Below are 16,925 nucleotides of genomic sequence, written 5' to 3'. Positions count from 1 at the left end.
CCTTCAGTGCCCGATATGGAATGCGGTGAGAAAGCGCGAGACCATGTTGTAGGCCGCGATGGTGGCCACCAGGTCCACCTGTTCCTGCGCGCTGAAGCGGGCCTGCACCTGGGCGAACAGCGCGTCGGCGACGGTGATGTCGCGCGTCATGGCATCGGTCAGGCGGATGGCAAGGTGCTCTTGCTCGGTCCACGGCGCATCCGCGGCGCAGGGGATGCTGCGGGTCGCCTCGATGGCCGCATCGCTCTTGCCCGCCTTGTGGGCATGGGGTACATGGGCATTGAATTCATAGGGCGCGCCGTTGAGCACGGCCACGCGCAGGATGACCAGCTCGCGCAGCCCTGCATCCAGGCTGCTGCGATTGCGCACGGCCGACAGCATCTGCTCCCATCCGTGGGCGATGGGCGGGCTGTTGAGCAGCACCTGGTACAGCTCGGAAATGCGGCCGCGTTCGGCCAGGATGCGCGATTCCACAGCCGCCAGTTCGGGGCGGGTTCCGGGGAGTACGGGTTGGATTCTCATGGGGGCTCGCTTCAGTCGGGGGTGATGCCGTTGGCGCGTACCACGCGGCTCCATTTGAGGGTGTCGGCCTGCAGCGCCCTGGCCAGTTCGGCCGGCGTGCTGCCCACGACTTCGGTGCCAGAGGCTTCCAGGCGGCTTTTGACCGAGGACGTGTTCAGCGCTCGCTGCACGGCCTGGCTCATTTTTTCGGTCTCGGCCGCTGGCGTACCCTTGGGGGCGAACAGGGCGTACCAGTTGTCCGAATCCACGCCGGTGATGCCGATCTCGGCAAAGGTCCTGACCTCGGGAAAGCGCGGGTGGCGCCGGCTGGCGGCAATGGCAACGGGCTTGAGCTTGCCGGCGGAGATCTGTCCGATCAGCCCGGGAATGTCGCCAAAGAAACCATCGACATGGCCCGCCACCACATCCGTGATGGCGGGCGCGGCGCCCTTGTAGGGAATGTGGGCGAGCTGGATGCCCGCATGCTCTTTGAGCAATTCCATGGCCAGGTGCGGCACGCTGCCCGTGCCGGACGAGGCCATGGTCAGCGGTGTACGGGCCTGGCGTGCGGCTGCCACGAACTGCGCGCCGTTGCCGTAGGGCGCCTTGGCGTTGACCACCAGCATCTCCACGTTGCTGACCACCAGCGACACCGGTGCGAGGTCGGTGGCCGGCTTGTAGCCGAGCTTGGGGTACAGCGCCGGGTTGATGGCCACGGCGCCCACGCTGGTCAGCCACAGCGTGCGCGTGTCCGGCTGTGCGCGCGATACGTATTCGGCCGCAATGGCGCCGTTGGCACCGGCCTTGTTCTCGACCACGACGATGCTGCCCAGCTCCTTGCCCAACTGCTCGGCCAGCGTGCGCGCCACGAAGTCCACCGGGCCGCCCGGCGGAAAGGCCACGACGATGCGCGTCATCTGCGGCTGCGCGGGCGCAGGCGCGGGCCATGCGGCGCAAACCAGGGCAGCGAGGGGCGCCAGGGCCGCCAGCGCCATGGACAGGCAGCGCCTGCGGCGGGTGGAAGGGATGCTTGTCATGGATGTCTCCTTTTATGGGTATCTGTGGGCAGGGCGACGGGCGATGAGCCACAGGCGACAGGCGCCTTGTGCGATCCTCAGAACCGGTACAGCCCCTGCGGGTTGTCCACCAGCAGGGCCTGCCGCAGCGCTGGCGTGGGCGCGATGTCGGCCAGCGCATCGACCAGCAGGCCGTCGTCGGGCACATGCGTGTGGTTGGGGTGGGGCCAGTCCGTGCCCCACAGGCATTGCGTGGGAAAGCGCTCCACCAGCAGGCGCGCCAGCGGCTTGCCCTGGGCATAGGGCGGCTGGCTGTCGATGCGGTCCACGCCGCTGACCTTGACGTGGAACTGCGGCTGGTCGGCCAGCAGCTGCATCAGCGCCTGGAAATCTGCATGCCCTGCGCCCAGGCGCGCATCCACGCGCCCCATGTGGTCGATCACCACGGGCACGGCACTGGCCTGCAACTGCCGGCCCACCGTATGCACCAGGCTGCTTTCGAAATGCACCTGCAGATGCAGGCCTGCCGCGGCCAGGCGCGGGGTCAGCGCCAGAACGTCTTCAATGCGGGCGCCGGCCAGGTGCCGCATGAAGTTGAAGCGCACGCCCCGGAACCCCGCACCCGCCAGCCGCGCCAGCTCGCCATCGGACACATCGGCGGCCACCAGCGCCACGCCCAGGTAGTTGCCGCCACCGGCGGCAATCGCGTCCTGCACCGCACTGTTGTCCAGGCCGTGGCAGGCGGACTGCACGATCACGCAGCGCGACACGCCCAGGTGGCGGTGCAGTGCAAACAGCGTGTGCTTGCCCGCGTCCGCCGGGGTGAAGCTGCGCCCGGCCGCATAGGGAAACTGGGTGCCGGGACCGAACACATGCACATGGGTATCGCAGGCGCCCGCAGGCAGCTGCAGCGCGGGCTTGGAGGGGGACAGGGCGTAGGTGAGTTCAGGCATGGGGCTTTGCAACAAGGCAGCGACAGCGAAGGCTTGTGGCGATTGTGGGCGGGCTTGCCGCGAATGAGGCATAGACTTGGCTGATACCTGCTATCAGCCAAAAGCATGCTGAAAGCCCTTGCCAAGGAGAACCATGGACCTGACGCGCCTGAGCTATTTCGCTGCGGTGGCCGAGGCCGGCAGCTTCAGCCGCGCCGCCGCCGCCCTGCATTTGTCGCAACCGGCCCTTAGCCGACAGGTGCTGTTGCTGGAGGGGGAGCTGGGACAGCGGCTGCTGGAGCGCACCGGGCGCGGCGTGGTGCTGACCGAGCCGGGCCAGGCGCTGCTGCAGCATGCGGCCGGCATCTTTGCGCTGGCCGCGCAGGCCGAATCGGACATGCAGGACCGGCTGCGCAGCCCGCGCGGGCGCATCAGCATCGGCCTGCCGCCCTGGGTGGCGCGCTCCATCGCCGCAGACCTGGTGCAGGGCTTTTTGCAGCAGTACCCCGACGTCACCATCTCCATCGAGGAGAACCTGAGCATCAGCCTGCGCGAATGGCTGATCGCCGGGCGCGTGGACATGGCCCTGCTGTTCGATCCCCCGCACTCGCCGCAGATCACCACGGAGACCCTGCTGCGCGAGCCGCTGGTGCTGGTCAGCAGGCATGCGCTGCCCGCCAAGGTCCGCATGGCGGCGCTGTCCCAGCGCAAGCTCGTCATGGCGCGCGGCCCCAACGCGCTGCGCAAGCTGCTGGAGAGCTACACCGTGCCGCGCGGCTTGCCGCTGCACATGCTGGCCGAGGTCGATTCCGTGCACACCGTGCTCTCGCTGGTGGCCCGGGGCATGGGCGACTCCGTGCTGCCGCTGAGCGCCATCCAGGGCACGGCCTCGCCGTCGCAGCTGTCGATCGCGCAGATCATCTCGCCCGTCGTGCGCAACCGCCTGGTGCTGGCCATTCCGCGCGCACGCCCGTCCACCCGCGTCACGCGCTTTGCAGAGCAGTTGATCAAGCGGGTGGTGAACGAGCGGCTGGGCTTGCTGGGTTGATCCGACAGCTGTTGAACGGCCAGTGCAAAGCCCTGGCCCGCACTCAGCCCAGCTTGTGCCGCGTCCTGAGCAATCCCAGGCCCAGCGCGATGAAGGTGCCGCCCACGATGCGGTTGAACAGCCTGGCGTGCGCCAGCACGTGGCCCTTGATCATGGAGATCAGCAGCACATAGCAGGCGTGCGAGATCAGGGCGCAGACCGCGAACGTGGTGGTCAGCACCAGGTACTGCGTGAGCAGTGGCTCGCCCGGGATGACGAATTGCGGGAACAGCGCGGAGAAGAACAGGATGGCCTTGGGATTGGTCAGCGACACGCCCAGGCCCTGCGCCACCAGCTGCCAGTTCCCGCGTTCACGCCGGTGGGCAGGCGCCAGGCCGGCGTCGCTGCCCAGCAGCGCGTCCTTGCTGCGCCAGCGCTTGACGCCCAGCCAGATCAGGTACATGGCGCCTGCCACCTTCATGACCAGAAATGCGTGGGCCGACATGCTGAGAATGGTGCCCATGCCGATCATGGCCAGCCCGGAGACCACGAAGATGCCCACCGAGCTGCCCAGCGAACTCAGGGCCGTTCGCCTGGCGCCCACGTCCACCGAGTTGGAGATGGCCAGCAGCACAGCCGGGCCGGGAGTGAAGCACATCAGCAGCGAGACGCCGCAGAAAACAAGCCAGTGGGCGATGGTCATGGTCGGTGCGAGGAGGCCGTGGGAAGACAGCCGGTATTCTCGTTCAATAACGCCCCCTGCGTGGCCCCGGGGTTGCCGGCCACCCCGGCCCGTGCAAACAGATGCATGGCCCAGCCCGCGCAGGCCGCCGCGCAGGCCCAGACCAGCCCCCAGCCCTGGGCCGACAGCAAGTGCGGAATGGCCAGCGGCACGAGGAAGCACACCGCGAACACCGAGGTATTGGCCATGCCCAGCGCCGTGCCCGCGCGGGCCGCGCCGGCCAGCCCGGCCAGCTGCGTGTAGGCAACGCCGTGCCAGGCGGACACGCAGATACCGCACACGCCCAGCATCACCATCAGCACCAGGCCCATGGCGGGCGACACTGCCGATGCGCCCGGATGGCTGCTCCAGCTCAGGGCCGCCATGCCCGCGAACAACGCCAGGGTGAGCTGGCAGCAGGCGCGCAGAAAGGCCGGGCGGTTCTGGCGCCTGTCGGTCCAGCGGCCGCTGCAGATGCGCAGGGCCATGGAGGCGAGCTGCACGGCCGACATGACGGCCGCCGCCACGCCCAGCCCCAGGTGGGCATGGTCATGCAGAAACACCGTTCCGAACGAGAGCACGGCGAACTGCGGGGCGCACAGGATGCCGATGCCGGCGGCCATGCGCCAGGCTTGCCGATCGCGCAGGGGCCCTGGCGCGGATGGCCCGGCCCGGTCTGGCGCAGCGGCCTTGCCTGAGGCCGGTGCATGCGGTGGCTCCTGAATCCACAGCGCTGCAAACACCGCCGCCGCCAGGCACAGCGCCGCCAGCACGCCATAGACGGCGGCAAAGCCTGCATGCGTGGCCAGGCCGGTCAGCAAGGGGGCGCCAATGGCGCCGCCCAAGGGCACGGCGGTCTGGCGGATGCTCATGGCCAGGCCGCGCTCGCCTTCGGCAAACCAGCCCATGACGGCCCGGCCACTGGCACCGTTGACGCTGCCGCCCAGCAGCCCCACCAGCACCAGCCCGCCGGCCAGCAGGCCGAACGAAGGGATATGGTCCGGCGATGGCGAGGCCCAGAGCGCCATCGCCGCCAGGGCCAAGGCCGTGCCGCACAGGCCCAGCAGTAGCACTGGCCGGTCGCCCCAGCGGTCCGTCAGCAGGCCCCAGGGCAGTTCGCTGAGCGCAATGCCCAGGCCCATCAGCCCCAGCGCCAGGCCCAGCGTCTGCGTGTCCAGCTGGTAGCCCGAACGCATGAGGATGGCCGTCATGGGGATGCCGCTGAAAGCCACGGAAAACGCGGCGTTGGCGATGACGCCAGCGGCCAGCACCTTCCATCGGTGGCGGGGCGGGTGGGGGGAAGCCAAGGGGCTGGGATTGGCGCTGCGGCCGGCGGAAGAAGAGGTCATGGCCGGCAGTATGGTCAGCCCCAACCATCCTGAAAATCACATAATTTCGTATCTACAATCCAGTTTTTCAGCACGATGAAGGCTTGGCAATGACACGTGTGCTCTATGACCTGGATGTGCTGCGCACGTTTTGCACCGGCGTCGAACTGGGCAGTTTTGCCCGCGCCGCGGACAAGCTCGGCCGCTCCACCTCGGCCGTCAGCGCCCAGCTCAAGAAGCTGGAATCCCAATGCGGCACGCCCTTGCTGCGCAAGTCCGGCCGGGGGCTGGTGCTGACGGAGGCCGGAGAAACCCTGCGCGGCTACGCGCTGCGCCTGCTCGAACTCAACGACCGCGCCGTGGCGGCCGTGCGCGGCAGCGAACTGCGCGGCCTGGTGCGCCTGGGCCTGCAGGAGGACCTGGGCGAAAGCGTGCTGCCCCATGTGCTGGGGCAGTTCGCGCGCGCCCATCCCCATGTGCGCATCGAAGCCAGCGTGGCCCGCAGCGATGAACTGCGCGAGCGCATCGCCCTCGGGCAATTCGACCTGGCCCTGCTATGGGATGCGGGCGTGAACCACGCGTGCGTGCATGGGGAGCACATCATGCGTCTGCCGCTCCAGTGGATTGGCCCGGCATCCATGGACGCGGCCGACGCCGGCTGGGCACGCTGGCGCAGTGGTGCAGCGCAGGACGACGACGTGCTGCCCCTGGCCATGCTCGATGCGCCTTGCCCCTTGCGGGACATCGTGACGGCTGCGCTGGACAAGAAGGGCATGGCCTGGCGCCATGCCTTCAACAGTGCCAGCCTGTCCGCCGTCTGGGCCGCCACGGCTGCAGGCCTGGGCCTGTCCGTGCGCACGCCGTTCGGCCTGCCCGCGCACGTCAAGCCGCTGGATGCGCAGGCCCTGGGCCTGCCGGCCCTGCCGTCCATGGATCTGATCCTGGGCCGTGCCACGCTCGATGCGCCAGCGCCCGTGGACCGGCTGGCCAGCATCCTGGTCGATGCGGTGCGCGAGCATATGCGCGCGCAGAAACTCGATATATAGGGCTACTTCTTCGCAATCAGGCCACTGAAGTATTCATTGAGGTCGCGGAAATCCTTCACGGTCCAGGCATGGGGCGGCACCTTCACCCCGTTTTCCCGCAAGGTCCTGGGAATCAGGTCGCCATTGGGGCGAAGAATGACGGACGAGACGATCACGCCCGGATAGTCATGGAGCCTTTTTCTGAACGCGGCGGTCGCCAGGTCGGGGGTGGGTGGATTGCTCTTGTTGGCCAGCGGGCCCGTACCCTTGGCGTCTGCCCCGTGGCACATGGCGCATCTGGACAGGTAGAGCTGCTTTCCATTGCTGTTGTCTGCAAGGCAGGGCAATGCCTGAATGCACAGCGATATTCCCAAGGATACGGCGACGATTGTTTTCATTGACTCGCGGATATTTTTTGGTATGAATCTGATCCGCCGCGATCATATGGTCCTGCACGGCCGCCCACGAAAAAGCCCTGCAACGCAGGGCTTGTCAAAGAAGCAGGGCGCGCGCCCGGCTTACTTCTTGGCGTACTCGAATTTGGGCAGCGCCTTCAGCGCGTCCTTGGTGGCGCCGGGCAGCGTGATCTTGTTGTTTTCCACGCGGAACTGGTTCACCGGAATGGCCACGTCATGCTTGCCCATGCCCAGGAAGCCGCCGGCGCCGACGATGGCGTAGGAGACCGCCTTGTCGGGTGCGACGATCACGTCGTCGATCTTGCCCACGGCCTTGCCTTCCTCGTTGTAGACGCTCTTGCCCAGCACGGACTTCTTCAGGCTCCAGCCCGTGGCCACGGCCTGGACTTCGGTGGCCGCCACGCCCAAGGTGGTGGTGCCCGCCACGGGCTGTGCCCAGCTGGTCGAGGCCGTGGCTGCGATCAGCGCGGTTGCGATCAAACCCATCTTCAGCGTCTTGAGACCTGTCATAGAGAACTCCTGGAAAACAAAATTTGAAGCCCTCATTAGGAGCGCAGCCCGGCAGCGGCGAGATCGGAAAACCAAGCAAAGCCATGTCAGCCGATCCAACGCCACGGTGAGGAGACTGCCTACAGTCGTCCCGCCAATTGCCTGCGCCTGCGCCCGGCATGCCAAGGCCAAGGCCCTTCATTTCCCCTGTGCGTATCGATTGCGCTCTTCGACGAATTTCCTGATTTCCGATGCCTCCATGGGCCTGCTGAAATAGTAGCCCTGTATCTCATCGAACCCCAGCGAAACCAGCAGATCGAAGACTTCGGCGCTGTCAACGCCTTCTGCCACAAGGCGGTAGCCAAGGTCCGAGGCCATGGTCATGATGGATTTGAGCACGGCCAGCGCCCGTTCATTGGTATCGACGTCGCAGACCATGGAGCGGTCTATCTTCAATATCTCGGCAGGCAGATTCTTGAGTGACGCAAGATTGGAGTAGGCGGCACCAAAATCATCCAGTGCGACCGGGATTCCGAGTTTTCTGATGTGCTGAAGCGCCTGGACCGTGCCATGGCCTGTCAGCACATCGCTTTCGGTGCACTCGATCACGATATTTTCCAGGGCAACGCCATATTGACTGCACATGGCGTTGAGGTAGTCCGGAAAATCGACCTCGTCCAGATTGCGCGGCGAGACATTGATGGAGACCTGGAGGTCGAGACTTTCCGCTTTCCAGGCCGCAACCTGCGCCAGCGCCGTTTTGATCACGAACCGCGTCAGGCCATGGATCAACGGGGTGGCTTCCACCAGGGGGATGAATTCGCTGGGCGGGATTTCCCCCATTTCCGGGTGCTTCCAGCGGATGAGCGCCTCCAGCCCCTTGCAGCTGAAACTGCGGTTGTCGAATTTGGGCTGGTACACCAGCCGCAGCTGCCCCTTGTCCAGCGCACGCCCAAAGTCCCGCAATAGCCGATAGGATCTTCGCTGGCGGCTGTCCTCGTTCTCCTCATAGCGGTGAAGTGACCGATGGTTGTGGCCAGCCTGCTGCACGGACACCATGGCCTTGCGAATGACATCATCGACCTCGGCCTGGGCCAAGCGGAACCGCACCACGCCTGCCCGGGGCTGAAGTTCGAACCGGAGATCGGCACTGGTGATGGGCTTTTGCAGGTGTTTCAGCAATTGCCTGACCAGGGCCTCTTCATCTTCTTGCCTGCCCGCGCTGATGATCCAGGCAAACCTGGCCAGGCCCACGTGGTACACGGTTGCGTGCGGTCCCGTCATGTCCGTGACGGCCTTCGCAATGTCACGCAGGAGCTGCTCGACATAATTCAAGCCCAGCGCATTGCTCATTTCCAGCAGGCTGCAATGGTTGATCGCTTCCATCAATACCAGGCTGCGTGCCTCCTGCGGGGCCACAATGCAAAGGCTGTTCAGGTCGCACTGGAGCTGCGAGCGATTTTGCAAGCCCGTGACCTCGTCTACTTTTCCAATGCTGTGATGGTATTGGATCTGAGCCTGCACTATCGCAGCCATGGCGGCCAGTTGCCGGCCTTGCTCTTCAGAGAAGGTTCTGGGTCGGGTATCGATGATGCACAGGCTGCCGATGGCATGGCCGGATTTCATGATCAGGGGAACGCCGGCATAGAACCTGATGTTCGGTTGGCCGGTTACCAGCGCATTGCCTGAGAACCTGCGGTCAAGGTGCGTGTCAGGAATCACCATGATTCCTTCGTTTCTGATGGTGTGGTCGCAGAAGGCGTCCGTGCGCAGGCTGCCGGCCATGTCCACACCTACGGGCGCCTTGAACCATTGCCTGTGCTCGTCCAGAACCGTGATGATGGCAATCGGCACCATGAACATCTGGCTGGTCAGCTGGGTGATGCGCTGAAATTCCCGTCTGGCGGTCATGTCCAGGATTTCAGCGGTCTGAAGTCCGAGCAGTTGCTCTTTCTCGGATTCGGTAGTCCAACGGGTGAGCATCGATTTCCTGCCTCAGTGAACCCACATCATGAAAATCCCGCTCCGCTTTGGCCTAAGGAATTACTGAACATCCAGCAGCGGCAACAGCTCCTGCAATTTGGCCAGCGCACCAGGGCCTTCCAGCTTGGAAATCGTGCCCAGATGTTCTGCATCTTCCACAATCACATAGGCCATGGACCACTTGGCGAAACGCCTTTGATCAATGCGCGTTTGCGGGAACATCGGCGTGAAGTTGATATGTCTTTCGTCGCGCGAGATCGACTCCACCAGCAAACCCAATTGCCGTGCCGGCCCTTCGACATACTGAAAGAAACGTTCCCCGTCGAAAACCAGCATGCCCGTGATCCCGGCCGACCCGTTGAACGAGCGTGCGGTCTTGATGATGCCCGCGATGCAGGTGGTGTCGGCCCCTGGTGCCAACTGACTGTGATAGAGGAAGCACTCCAGAGAACTCTCCTGCATAACCTCGCGCCTTTCTGTGTTGTAGGCCGGCGATGGTATGGCCTGCGCGGGACGGTCCACGTAGGTGTGCAACCCGTTGTTGCATATGTAACCATCCCGGCCTCCAGCGCCTGCTGCATCTGGCGCTGGTCAGCCTTGGTCTGCTGATGGGCTGGCCCATCTGCATGGGTATCTGCATGGGTGCATGGGAGCGGCGATGACAGCCCGCTGGCTGCGGGCGCTCATGGCGAATCAGCCTTTGCGCAAATCTCCCGTACGCACCCGCGCAGCCAGCGGTGCGCAGCATCGGCATGCAGCCTGGGATGCCAGAGCAATGAAACCGTGATCTGCGGCATGGAGACCGGAAGGGGGAAGCTGTGCATTTGCGCGCGCAGGTTGCCGGTGTGTCGTTCGGGAACGCTGGCGATCAGGTCGCTGGCGCGGGCCAGGGCCAGCGCGCTGGAAAAGCCGCCGACGGTCGCAACGATCTGCCGCTGCAGGCCGAGCGCATTCAAGGCTTCATCAATGGGCCCCTTTTCCTGCCCCCGCCGGGACACCAGGATATGCCTGCCGCTCGCATAGCGCGCGGGTGTGATCTCGCCCTGGCTCAGCGGATGGCCCTGGCGCACGACGCCGATGAAACGGTCTCGGAACAGCGCCTGCGCGCGCACCTCCGGACCTATCGTGCTTGCGACAACGCCGGTTTCCAGGTCGACCGTCCCGTCGCGAAGCGGGCCGCTGTCCTTGTTGGTCTTTTGCACGAAGCAAAGCCGTACGCCGGGCGCTTGCTGGCCCACGCGGGCAATGAGGTCCGGTCCGAAATTCTCCACGAAGCCTTCGCTGGTGCGCAGCGTGAACGTGCGCACCAGTTGTCCGAGGTCGGGCTGCCCGGCAGGGCGCAGAACAGCTTCCGTGTCCTGCACCAGCTGGCTGACCCGCTCGCGCAGCTCAAGCGCTCGCGGTGTGGGAACGAGACCCCGCCCGGCCCTGACCAGTAGCGGATCGCCGGTGGTCTCACGCAGCCGCGCCAGCGCCCGGCTCATTGCCGACGGGCTCAGCCGCAACCGCTGGGCCGCGCGCGCAACGTTTCCCTCCGCAAGGAGCACATCCAGGGTGACAAGCAGGTTGAGATCGGGCTTCGGCATGGATTGACCGTAGCACAGCGGGTAGTGACATGGCGTCAAACGCATGAATAAAGTGAGAGCAGTGCGCCTTCCGCCATGCCAGGCACGGCACTAGGCTCCTGAGAACTTGAATATGGGAGTCGCCAAAGATGAAGTCCACGTCGAAACCGATCGGTGCCGGAACAGGTGGGGCAGGGGCCGGCAGTGCGCAACAGGGGCCGCCAGTCCGGTGGGTGCTGGCCAGCCTTTCGCTGTCCATGCTGCTGTCCTCGCTGGGCACCAGCATCGCCAACGTGGGATTGCCCACCTTCGCGCAGGCGTTCAACGCGTCCTTCCAGCAGGTCCAGTGGATCGTCCTGGCCTATCTGCTGGCCATCACCGCCCTGACCGTCAGCGCCGGCCGGCTTGGCGATGTCCTGGGCCGCCGACGGCTGCTGCTGGCCGGCATCGTCCTGTTCACGCTGGCCTCGGTCCTTTGCGGCCTGGCTCCCAATCTCTGGCTGCTGATTGCCGCCCGGGCGGTGCAGGGCCTGGGCGCGGCCATCATGATGGCCCTCTCCATGGCGCTGGTCGCCGAGACTGTTCCGAAGGCGAGGACCGGTAGCGCGATGGGCCTGCTCGGAACGATGTCCGCGATGGGCACCACCCTCGGTCCAGCACTCGGCGGATATCTGATCGCCGGACCCGGCTGGCGGGCCATCTTCCTCATCAACCTGCCGCTGGGCGTCCTGACATTCCTTCTCGCGCATCGATACCTGCCCGTGCATCGCCAAGGGGCGCAGGCGGATCGGGCGCGCTTCGACCACCTGGGCACCTTGCTGCTCGCTCTGACGCTTGTGGCCTATGCACTCGCCATGACGCTGGGGCGCGCAAGCTTCGGTTCGCTCAACGGGGCTTTGCTGTCGGCCGCGGCCTTCGGCGTCGTGCTCTTCGCGAGGGCCCAGGCGGCAGCCGCATCGCCATTGATCCGATTGGAGCGGTTCCGCGATCCGGGCTTCAGCGCGAGCCTGGCCATGAATGCGCTCGTCTCGACGGTGATGATGGCGACGCTGGTGGTCGGGCCGTTCTATCTGTCTCGCGGGCTCGGGCTTGACGAAACCACGGTCGGGCTCGTGATGTCGGTGGGCCCGTTCATCGCCATCCTGAGCGGTGTCCCGGCCGGCCGTGTCGTCGATCGCCTGGGCGCTGCCCCCATGGTCATCGCCGGACTCATCGCCATGGCGGCGGGCGCATTCGCCCTGTCCGTGCTTGCGGCGATGTTCGGTGTTGCGGGCTACGTTGCCGCCATCGCCGTCCTGACCCCTGGCTACCAGCTGTTCCAGGCCGCCAACAACACGGCCGTCATGGCCGATGTCGCTGCGGACCAGCGTGGCGTGATGTCGGGCATGCTCGGACTGTCGCGCAACCTCGGGCTCGTCACCGGGGCATCCGTGATGGGGATGGTGTTCGCGTTCGCGTCAGGGACGGCCGACATCGCCGCGGCGCATCCCGGGGCCATTGCCCACGCGATGCGGATCACGTTCGCAGTCGCGGCAGTGCTGGTCGTGGCTGCGCTCGCGATTGCGATTGCGGCTGCGATTGCGACTGCGGCTGCGGCTGCGGCTGCGGCTGCGGCTGCGGCCGCAAGCCGCGCTCCCGCGACCGGCGCGGCTACACCACGGCAGCGCTGAACGACTCCGGCAGCCGTGCAAGCAGATGGGACAGCCGTTGAAGACCGGCGTGCAGGCGTCCACGGTCCTTGATGCTGCCCAGGGAGATGCGGATGGCATTCACGGATTCGCTGCCGGTGGCGAATGCCTGCGCGGGCGTGACGGCGATGCCCTCGCTGTCGGCGGCACGTGCCAGCTGGGCGCAAGTCCAGTACCCCGGCAGCTCCAGCCATACATGCAGGCCGTCCCCGGCGCCGCTGTACCGCCCCGCCAGGATGTCCCTGGCCATCCGGTGGCGCAGGCGCGCCTCCTTGCGCACGCCGTCCATCAATTGCCTGGCCGAACCATCGAGGATCCACTGCGTGGCCAGCGCGGCCGTCACGGGGGTGGCCATCAGCGCAAAGGACCTGAGCGCCACCAGGAAGCGCTGGCGTTCATGCGGGTCGCGCATGAGCACGAAGGCCACGCGCAGGCCGGGCGTCAGGCATTTGGACAGGGTCGAGATGTAGTACACCTGCTGCGGGGCGAATGCGGCAATGGGCGGCGGCGGGGCGTCGGCCAGCAGCCAGTAGGGGTCGTCCTCGACGATGCGCACCTGGCAGCGCCTGGCCACGCTGGCCAGCTGCTTGCGCCGGCCTTCCGACATGGTGATGGCGGTCGGGTTCTGCAGTGTCGGATTGAGGTAGACCAGCGCCGGCCTGTGCTCGCGGCAGGCCTGCTCCAGCATCTCCGGCACCATCCCCTGCCTGTCCGCCTGCACCGCCAGGATGCGCCGGCCGAACTGGGCCGCTGCGGCACGCAGGCCGGGATAGCTGGCGGGCTCCGCCAGGATCACGTCGCCCGGCGCGGTCAGCGCAAGAATCAGGGCGGCGATCGCCGCCTGCGCCCCGGGGCAGACAACGATCTGCCTGTCATCCAGACTTCCAAACATCGGCTCCAGCCATTGGGCTGCGGCCTTGCGGTCGGAATCGCTGCCCCCGCCCAGGTGGTAGGTCATCAGCAGCTGGGCATCGGCCCTCATCAATACCTGCGACAAGCCCTGTTTGAGCATGTCGTCGAAGTCCACGCCCTCGGGCGGTGGCGGGGTGTTCATGCTCAGGTCGAGCACCGAGCTCCATTCGACCTTCGGCGCCGCGACATAGGTGCCTCGCGCGCCGCGTCCCTCCAGCAGGTGGCGCCGCCGGGCCTCGTCGTAGGCGCGGGTGATGGTCGTCAGGTCCACATCCAGCTGCGCTGCCAGCAGGCGCTGCGGAGGCAGGCGGTCACCCGGTTTCAGCGATCCGTCCGCCACCGCTGCCTGCAAGGCATCCGCAATCTGCAGAAAACGGGGGCCGCGCTGCACGGCCAGGCGCGGCAGCCAGCTTGGCAAAGAGTCATCTTGCATGGTTTTCAGCAGCGATGTTGGGGTCCATGTATGGAAATTGCTTTTGGGTAGTATGCGCCACAAGGTGTGGCAGCACCGTGCTTGCATGGCCGTCGCTGACGCTCTGCCTCTCATGTCCGGGAGGGGGGCTCCCCACCGTGGACAGTGCCAAGTCATTGGCTGGAAGTTCTCAAAATGATCGATTGGATCCCCGTAGTCTTCGTCACGTTCAAGGCGCTCGTGTTCGGCACGGCCATGTTCTTCGCCATCAAGTGGCATTACGACCAAGGCAAGAAGAAGGGGGCGGACAGGCGCGAGCTGCTCATTGCGGGCGGCAAGATCGCTGCCGTCTTCACGCTGCTGCTGCTGTGCGTGCTGGCCTTCACCTTCGGCCTTGCCAGGATGCTCGGCATGGATCTGAGCCTTCCCTGAGGGCAGGCACTGGCGGGCCTCAGTGCACGGGCCGGTTCAGCCGCCTGCTCGCCCTGGATATCGCGTAGTTCACAAGGCAGTAGAGCACCGCCACCACCAGGTACACGGGCACCAGCGCGTGGTAGTTGGCAATGAGCACCTTGGCGTTCTGCATGAGCTCGCCGTAGGTGACGATGTAGCCGAAGGTGGTGTCCTTGACCACGATGACCAACTGCGCGACCAGCGCCGGCACGATGAAGCGCACCGCCTGGGGGAAGACGACGAGCCGGAAGACCTGGACCTCGGTCAGTCCCAGGCTTCGCGCGGCATCGGTCTGGCCGCGGGGCACGGCAAGCACGCCCGCGCGGTAGACCTCGGCCACCACGGCGGCGGTGCTCAGGCCTATGGGCAGGGTCAGCATCCAGTAGGTGCTCAGCTTGATGCCGGCGGCGGGCAGCACCAGAAAGCAGACATAGATCAGCAGCAGCGTGGGCGTGCCGCGCAGGAATTCGATGACGGCGACGCTGGGCCAGCGCACGAGCCGGGGCCGCGCCAGGCGCCCCGCCAGCAGCACCAGCCCCAGGGCCAGCGCAATCACGGCGGCCATGGCTGACGATGCCAGCGTGCCGAGCAGGCCCTTGGCCAGAAAGGCCCAGGTGGTGGGCCAGGCGAAGAATTCCCAGAACCGGGCCTCGAGCTGGCCTGCCGAATGAAAGCGCAGCGCGATGCCCGCGGCCAGCGCCAGCAGCAGGGCCGCCGCGATCAGGCTGGCCACCTGCGTGACCCGCCGGGCCTGCGGGCTGGGTGCGCCAAACAGAATGTCTTCCAGAGAACGGCTCATCGCAGTATCCGCAGCTTCTTTTCCAGGATGGCGCCCGCCCAGGCGATCAGCAATCCGGTGGCCACGTACATCGCGGCGGCCACGGCGAAGGCGGCCATGCCGGCAGCGGAGTCGTTGGCGATCTTGGACACGAGCGAGGTGAGTTCCCGGCCCGCCAGCGGCACCTGGGATGCCAGCGAGGTGGACAGCATCAGCGCAATGAGCAGCGACGTCATGGGCTGCACCACCGAGCGCAGCGCCTGCGGCAAGACCACCGAGGTGATGATTTGCAGGGGCCGCATGCCCAGGCTCAGTGCCGCCTCGATCTGGCTGCCGGCGATGGTGTTGATGCCGGCGCGCAGATAGTCCGCCGTGAACGCGGAACACACCAGCGCCAGGGCCAGGACCACGCTGGGCTCATAGTCGATCACGACGTTGAGATCGGGCAGCGCGAACACGATGAAGATCAGCAGCGCCACGCTGGGGATGTTGCGGAAGATCTCGACGTAGCCCGTCAGCACGAAGCGCAGCGGCGGCAGCGGAAGCAACCTGAGCACCGTGACGACCACGCCCAGCAGGAAGCCGGGCAGGAACGAGAACGCGGTGAGCTTCCAGGTCAGCAAGAGGGCCTGCCAGAAGGCAGGCCCGTGGTCGGACAGGAGTCTGGAGACGTCACCCATCGCTCAGGGCAGGGCGGGCGGCGTGGGAACGGCCGTGCTGCCGGTGCGCTGGCCGATGGAGATGGTCCACAGCTTGGCCCAGGTGCCGTCGGCTTCGATTTTCTTCAGGAAGGCATTGATGAAGGCCACGCCGTCCGAGCCCTTGGGCAGGCCGATGCCATAGGAATCCTGCGTGCCGAAGGGCGCGCCCGCCAGCCGCGCGTCGCCGGTGCCCAGGCTCAGCGTGTTGAGCAGCAGCGTGTAGTCGGTCACGTAGGCATCCACGCGGCCCTGGCGCAGGGAGTCAAGCGCTTCCTGGTGCGTCTGGAACTCCTGCACGGCTGCCTTGGGCGCGTGCTGCGCCAGGATGGCGGGCCCCGTGGAGCCGGCCTGCGTGGCGACCTTCTTGCCGCCCAGATCGCTGTACGACTGCACGGTCTTGTTGCTCGCCTTGACCAGCACCCCGGCCTGCGAGGTGTAGTACGGGCCGGCAAACGAGATTTTTTCGGCACGGGCGGGGGTGATGGAATAGGTGGCAATCACCATGTCCGCCTGGTTGTTGATCAGCACCTGCTCGCGCGTGGACGAGGTGACCTGCGCGAACTGGTACTTGGCCGCATCGCCCAGGATGTAGCGCGTCAGCAGCTGGGCCAGGCCCGCGTCGAAGCCGCGGATCTTGCCGTCCTTCTCGTTGAGCAGGGAAAACAGATTGGAGGTCTGGGTGCTGCCCAGGCGCAGCGTGCCGGCCTGCTTGATCTTGCTGGCCCAGGTGCTCGATGCGATGGTCGCGGCGTCGGCGACGGGGCCTTGCGCAATCAGGGCGTCGAACGCCGCTGTGTTCAGGGGCGCGCCCTGCGCAAAGAGCGAACCGCTGCCCACGATCGCCAGTGCCACCACGGTGGATTTCAGAATGGATTGGATCGGCATGGGGTCTTCCTGCTGGGTCTGTGATGTAAATCTGGGGATGGCTGCCAGGGGCAAGGGCCGATTATGGCGACTCGCGGCCCTTGCCGCCGCACA

At 66.1% G+C, this 16,925-nt stretch carries 18 protein-coding genes; 4 read left to right on the top strand and 14 right to left on the bottom strand.

Annotated elements, in window-relative coordinates; all coding sequences use genetic code 11:
* Positions 1-3: 3 nt before the first annotated feature.
* The 3 genes from ACF8LI_RS20065 to ACF8LI_RS20055 form a co-directional block, all read right to left on the bottom strand.
* On the bottom strand, positions 4-522 hold the full coding sequence (locus ACF8LI_RS20065) for a carboxymuconolactone decarboxylase family protein (RefSeq protein ID WP_016451460.1): 519 nt from the start codon (positions 520-522) through the stop codon (positions 4-6).
* A gap of 11 nt (positions 523-533) precedes the next feature.
* Positions 534-1,538 carry a tripartite tricarboxylate transporter substrate binding protein gene (locus tag ACF8LI_RS20060; protein WP_047471551.1) on the bottom strand — a complete coding sequence of 335 codons (1,005 nt, stop codon included), beginning with the start codon at positions 1,536-1,538 and terminating at the stop codon, positions 534-536.
* Positions 1,539-1,615: 77 nt separating this feature from the next.
* Entirely contained in the window at positions 1,616-2,470 is an 855-nt protein-coding gene (locus ACF8LI_RS20055; RefSeq protein ID WP_392414001.1) for an amidohydrolase family protein, read from the bottom strand.
* 133 nt (positions 2,471-2,603) lie between these two features.
* Here ACF8LI_RS20055 and ACF8LI_RS20050 point away from each other — a divergent pair, with 133 nt between their 5' ends.
* Positions 2,604-3,497, top strand: coding sequence for a LysR family transcriptional regulator (locus ACF8LI_RS20050; protein WP_392414000.1), 894 nt, complete (start codon positions 2,604-2,606; stop codon positions 3,495-3,497).
* A 43-nt stretch (positions 3,498-3,540) separates the two neighbouring features.
* Here ACF8LI_RS20050 and ACF8LI_RS20045 read toward each other — a convergent pair whose 3' ends face one another.
* Positions 3,541-4,179 carry a LysE family translocator gene (locus ACF8LI_RS20045; RefSeq protein WP_016451462.1) on the bottom strand — a complete coding sequence of 213 codons (639 nt, stop codon included), beginning with the start codon at positions 4,177-4,179 and terminating at the stop codon, positions 3,541-3,543.
* On the bottom strand, positions 4,176-5,546 hold the full coding sequence (locus ACF8LI_RS20040) for an MFS transporter (protein ID WP_392413999.1): 1,371 nt from the start codon (positions 5,544-5,546) through the stop codon (positions 4,176-4,178). Before ACF8LI_RS20040 ends, ACF8LI_RS20045 begins: the two co-directional genes overlap by 4 nt.
* Positions 5,547-5,635: 89 nt before the next feature.
* On the opposite strand from ACF8LI_RS20040, the gene ACF8LI_RS20035 reads away from it, so the two are divergent.
* Complete coding sequence (locus tag ACF8LI_RS20035) at positions 5,636-6,571, top strand: LysR substrate-binding domain-containing protein (protein ID WP_016446398.1); 936 nt, start codon at positions 5,636-5,638, stop codon at positions 6,569-6,571.
* 2 nt (positions 6,572-6,573) lie between these two features.
* Here ACF8LI_RS20035 and ACF8LI_RS20030 read toward each other — a convergent pair whose 3' ends face one another.
* The 5 genes from ACF8LI_RS20030 to ACF8LI_RS20010 all read right to left on the bottom strand — a co-directional run bounded on the left by ACF8LI_RS20030 (position 6,574) and on the right by ACF8LI_RS20010 (position 11,024).
* Positions 6,574-6,948: a c-type cytochrome gene (locus tag ACF8LI_RS20030; protein WP_392413998.1), complete on the bottom strand. Its 375-nt coding sequence runs from the start codon at positions 6,946-6,948 to the stop codon at positions 6,574-6,576.
* 120 nt (positions 6,949-7,068) lie between these two features.
* Entirely contained in the window at positions 7,069-7,476 is a 408-nt protein-coding gene (locus ACF8LI_RS20025) for a PRC-barrel domain-containing protein (protein ID WP_016446396.1), read from the bottom strand.
* Between the two features lie 177 nt (positions 7,477-7,653).
* Positions 7,654-9,438 (bottom strand): putative bifunctional diguanylate cyclase/phosphodiesterase, encoded by a 1,785-nt coding sequence (locus ACF8LI_RS20020; protein ID WP_392413997.1) that lies wholly within the window; start codon positions 9,436-9,438, stop codon positions 7,654-7,656.
* Positions 9,439-9,498: 60 nt separating this feature from the next.
* A complete protein-coding gene (locus ACF8LI_RS20015; RefSeq protein WP_241150299.1) occupies positions 9,499-9,972 on the bottom strand; it encodes a BLUF domain-containing protein in 474 nt (157 codons plus the stop codon).
* A gap of 149 nt (positions 9,973-10,121) precedes the next feature.
* Positions 10,122-11,024 carry a LysR family transcriptional regulator gene (locus ACF8LI_RS20010; RefSeq protein WP_126312957.1) on the bottom strand — a complete coding sequence of 301 codons (903 nt, stop codon included), beginning with the start codon at positions 11,022-11,024 and terminating at the stop codon, positions 10,122-10,124.
* 128 nt (positions 11,025-11,152) lie between these two features.
* On the opposite strand from ACF8LI_RS20010, the gene ACF8LI_RS20005 reads away from it, so the two are divergent.
* Positions 11,153-12,673 carry an MFS transporter gene (locus ACF8LI_RS20005; protein WP_392413996.1) on the top strand — a complete coding sequence of 507 codons (1,521 nt, stop codon included), beginning with the start codon at positions 11,153-11,155 and terminating at the stop codon, positions 12,671-12,673.
* Here ACF8LI_RS20005 and ACF8LI_RS20000 read toward each other — a convergent pair.
* Complete coding sequence (locus ACF8LI_RS20000; protein ID WP_392413995.1) at positions 12,654-14,036, bottom strand: PLP-dependent aminotransferase family protein; 1,383 nt, start codon at positions 14,034-14,036, stop codon at positions 12,654-12,656. The two genes, ACF8LI_RS20005 and ACF8LI_RS20000, sit on opposite strands and share 20 nt — an antisense overlap.
* A 174-nt stretch (positions 14,037-14,210) precedes the next feature.
* On the opposite strand from ACF8LI_RS20000, the gene ACF8LI_RS19995 reads away from it, so the two are divergent.
* Complete coding sequence (locus ACF8LI_RS19995) at positions 14,211-14,447, top strand: hypothetical protein (RefSeq protein WP_016446390.1); 237 nt, start codon at positions 14,211-14,213, stop codon at positions 14,445-14,447.
* A gap of 19 nt (positions 14,448-14,466) precedes the next feature.
* Here the strand turns inward: ACF8LI_RS19995 and ACF8LI_RS19990 are convergent, their stop codons facing one another.
* From ACF8LI_RS19990 to ACF8LI_RS19980, 3 genes are read right to left on the bottom strand one after another with little or no spacing between them, the layout of a single operon-like run.
* On the bottom strand, positions 14,467-15,267 hold the full coding sequence (locus tag ACF8LI_RS19990; protein ID WP_016451468.1) for an amino acid ABC transporter permease: 801 nt from the start codon (positions 15,265-15,267) through the stop codon (positions 14,467-14,469).
* On the bottom strand, positions 15,264-15,926 hold the full coding sequence (locus tag ACF8LI_RS19985; RefSeq protein WP_392413994.1) for an amino acid ABC transporter permease: 663 nt from the start codon (positions 15,924-15,926) through the stop codon (positions 15,264-15,266). The genes ACF8LI_RS19990 and ACF8LI_RS19985 overlap by 4 nt, the downstream gene beginning before the upstream one ends.
* A 3-nt stretch (positions 15,927-15,929) precedes the next feature.
* A complete protein-coding gene (locus tag ACF8LI_RS19980) occupies positions 15,930-16,832 on the bottom strand; it encodes a glutamate ABC transporter substrate-binding protein (protein WP_392413993.1) in 903 nt (300 codons plus the stop codon).
* Positions 16,833-16,925 lie beyond the last annotated feature (93 nt).

The sequence above is a fragment of the Delftia sp. WSY_12 genome (assembly GCF_043104645.1).
Taxonomy (GTDB): domain Bacteria; phylum Pseudomonadota; class Gammaproteobacteria; order Burkholderiales; family Burkholderiaceae_C; genus Comamonas; species Comamonas tsuruhatensis.
The sequence above is the reverse complement of the archived record's forward strand: the minus strand, read 5'-3'. Positions and strand labels throughout refer to the sequence as shown.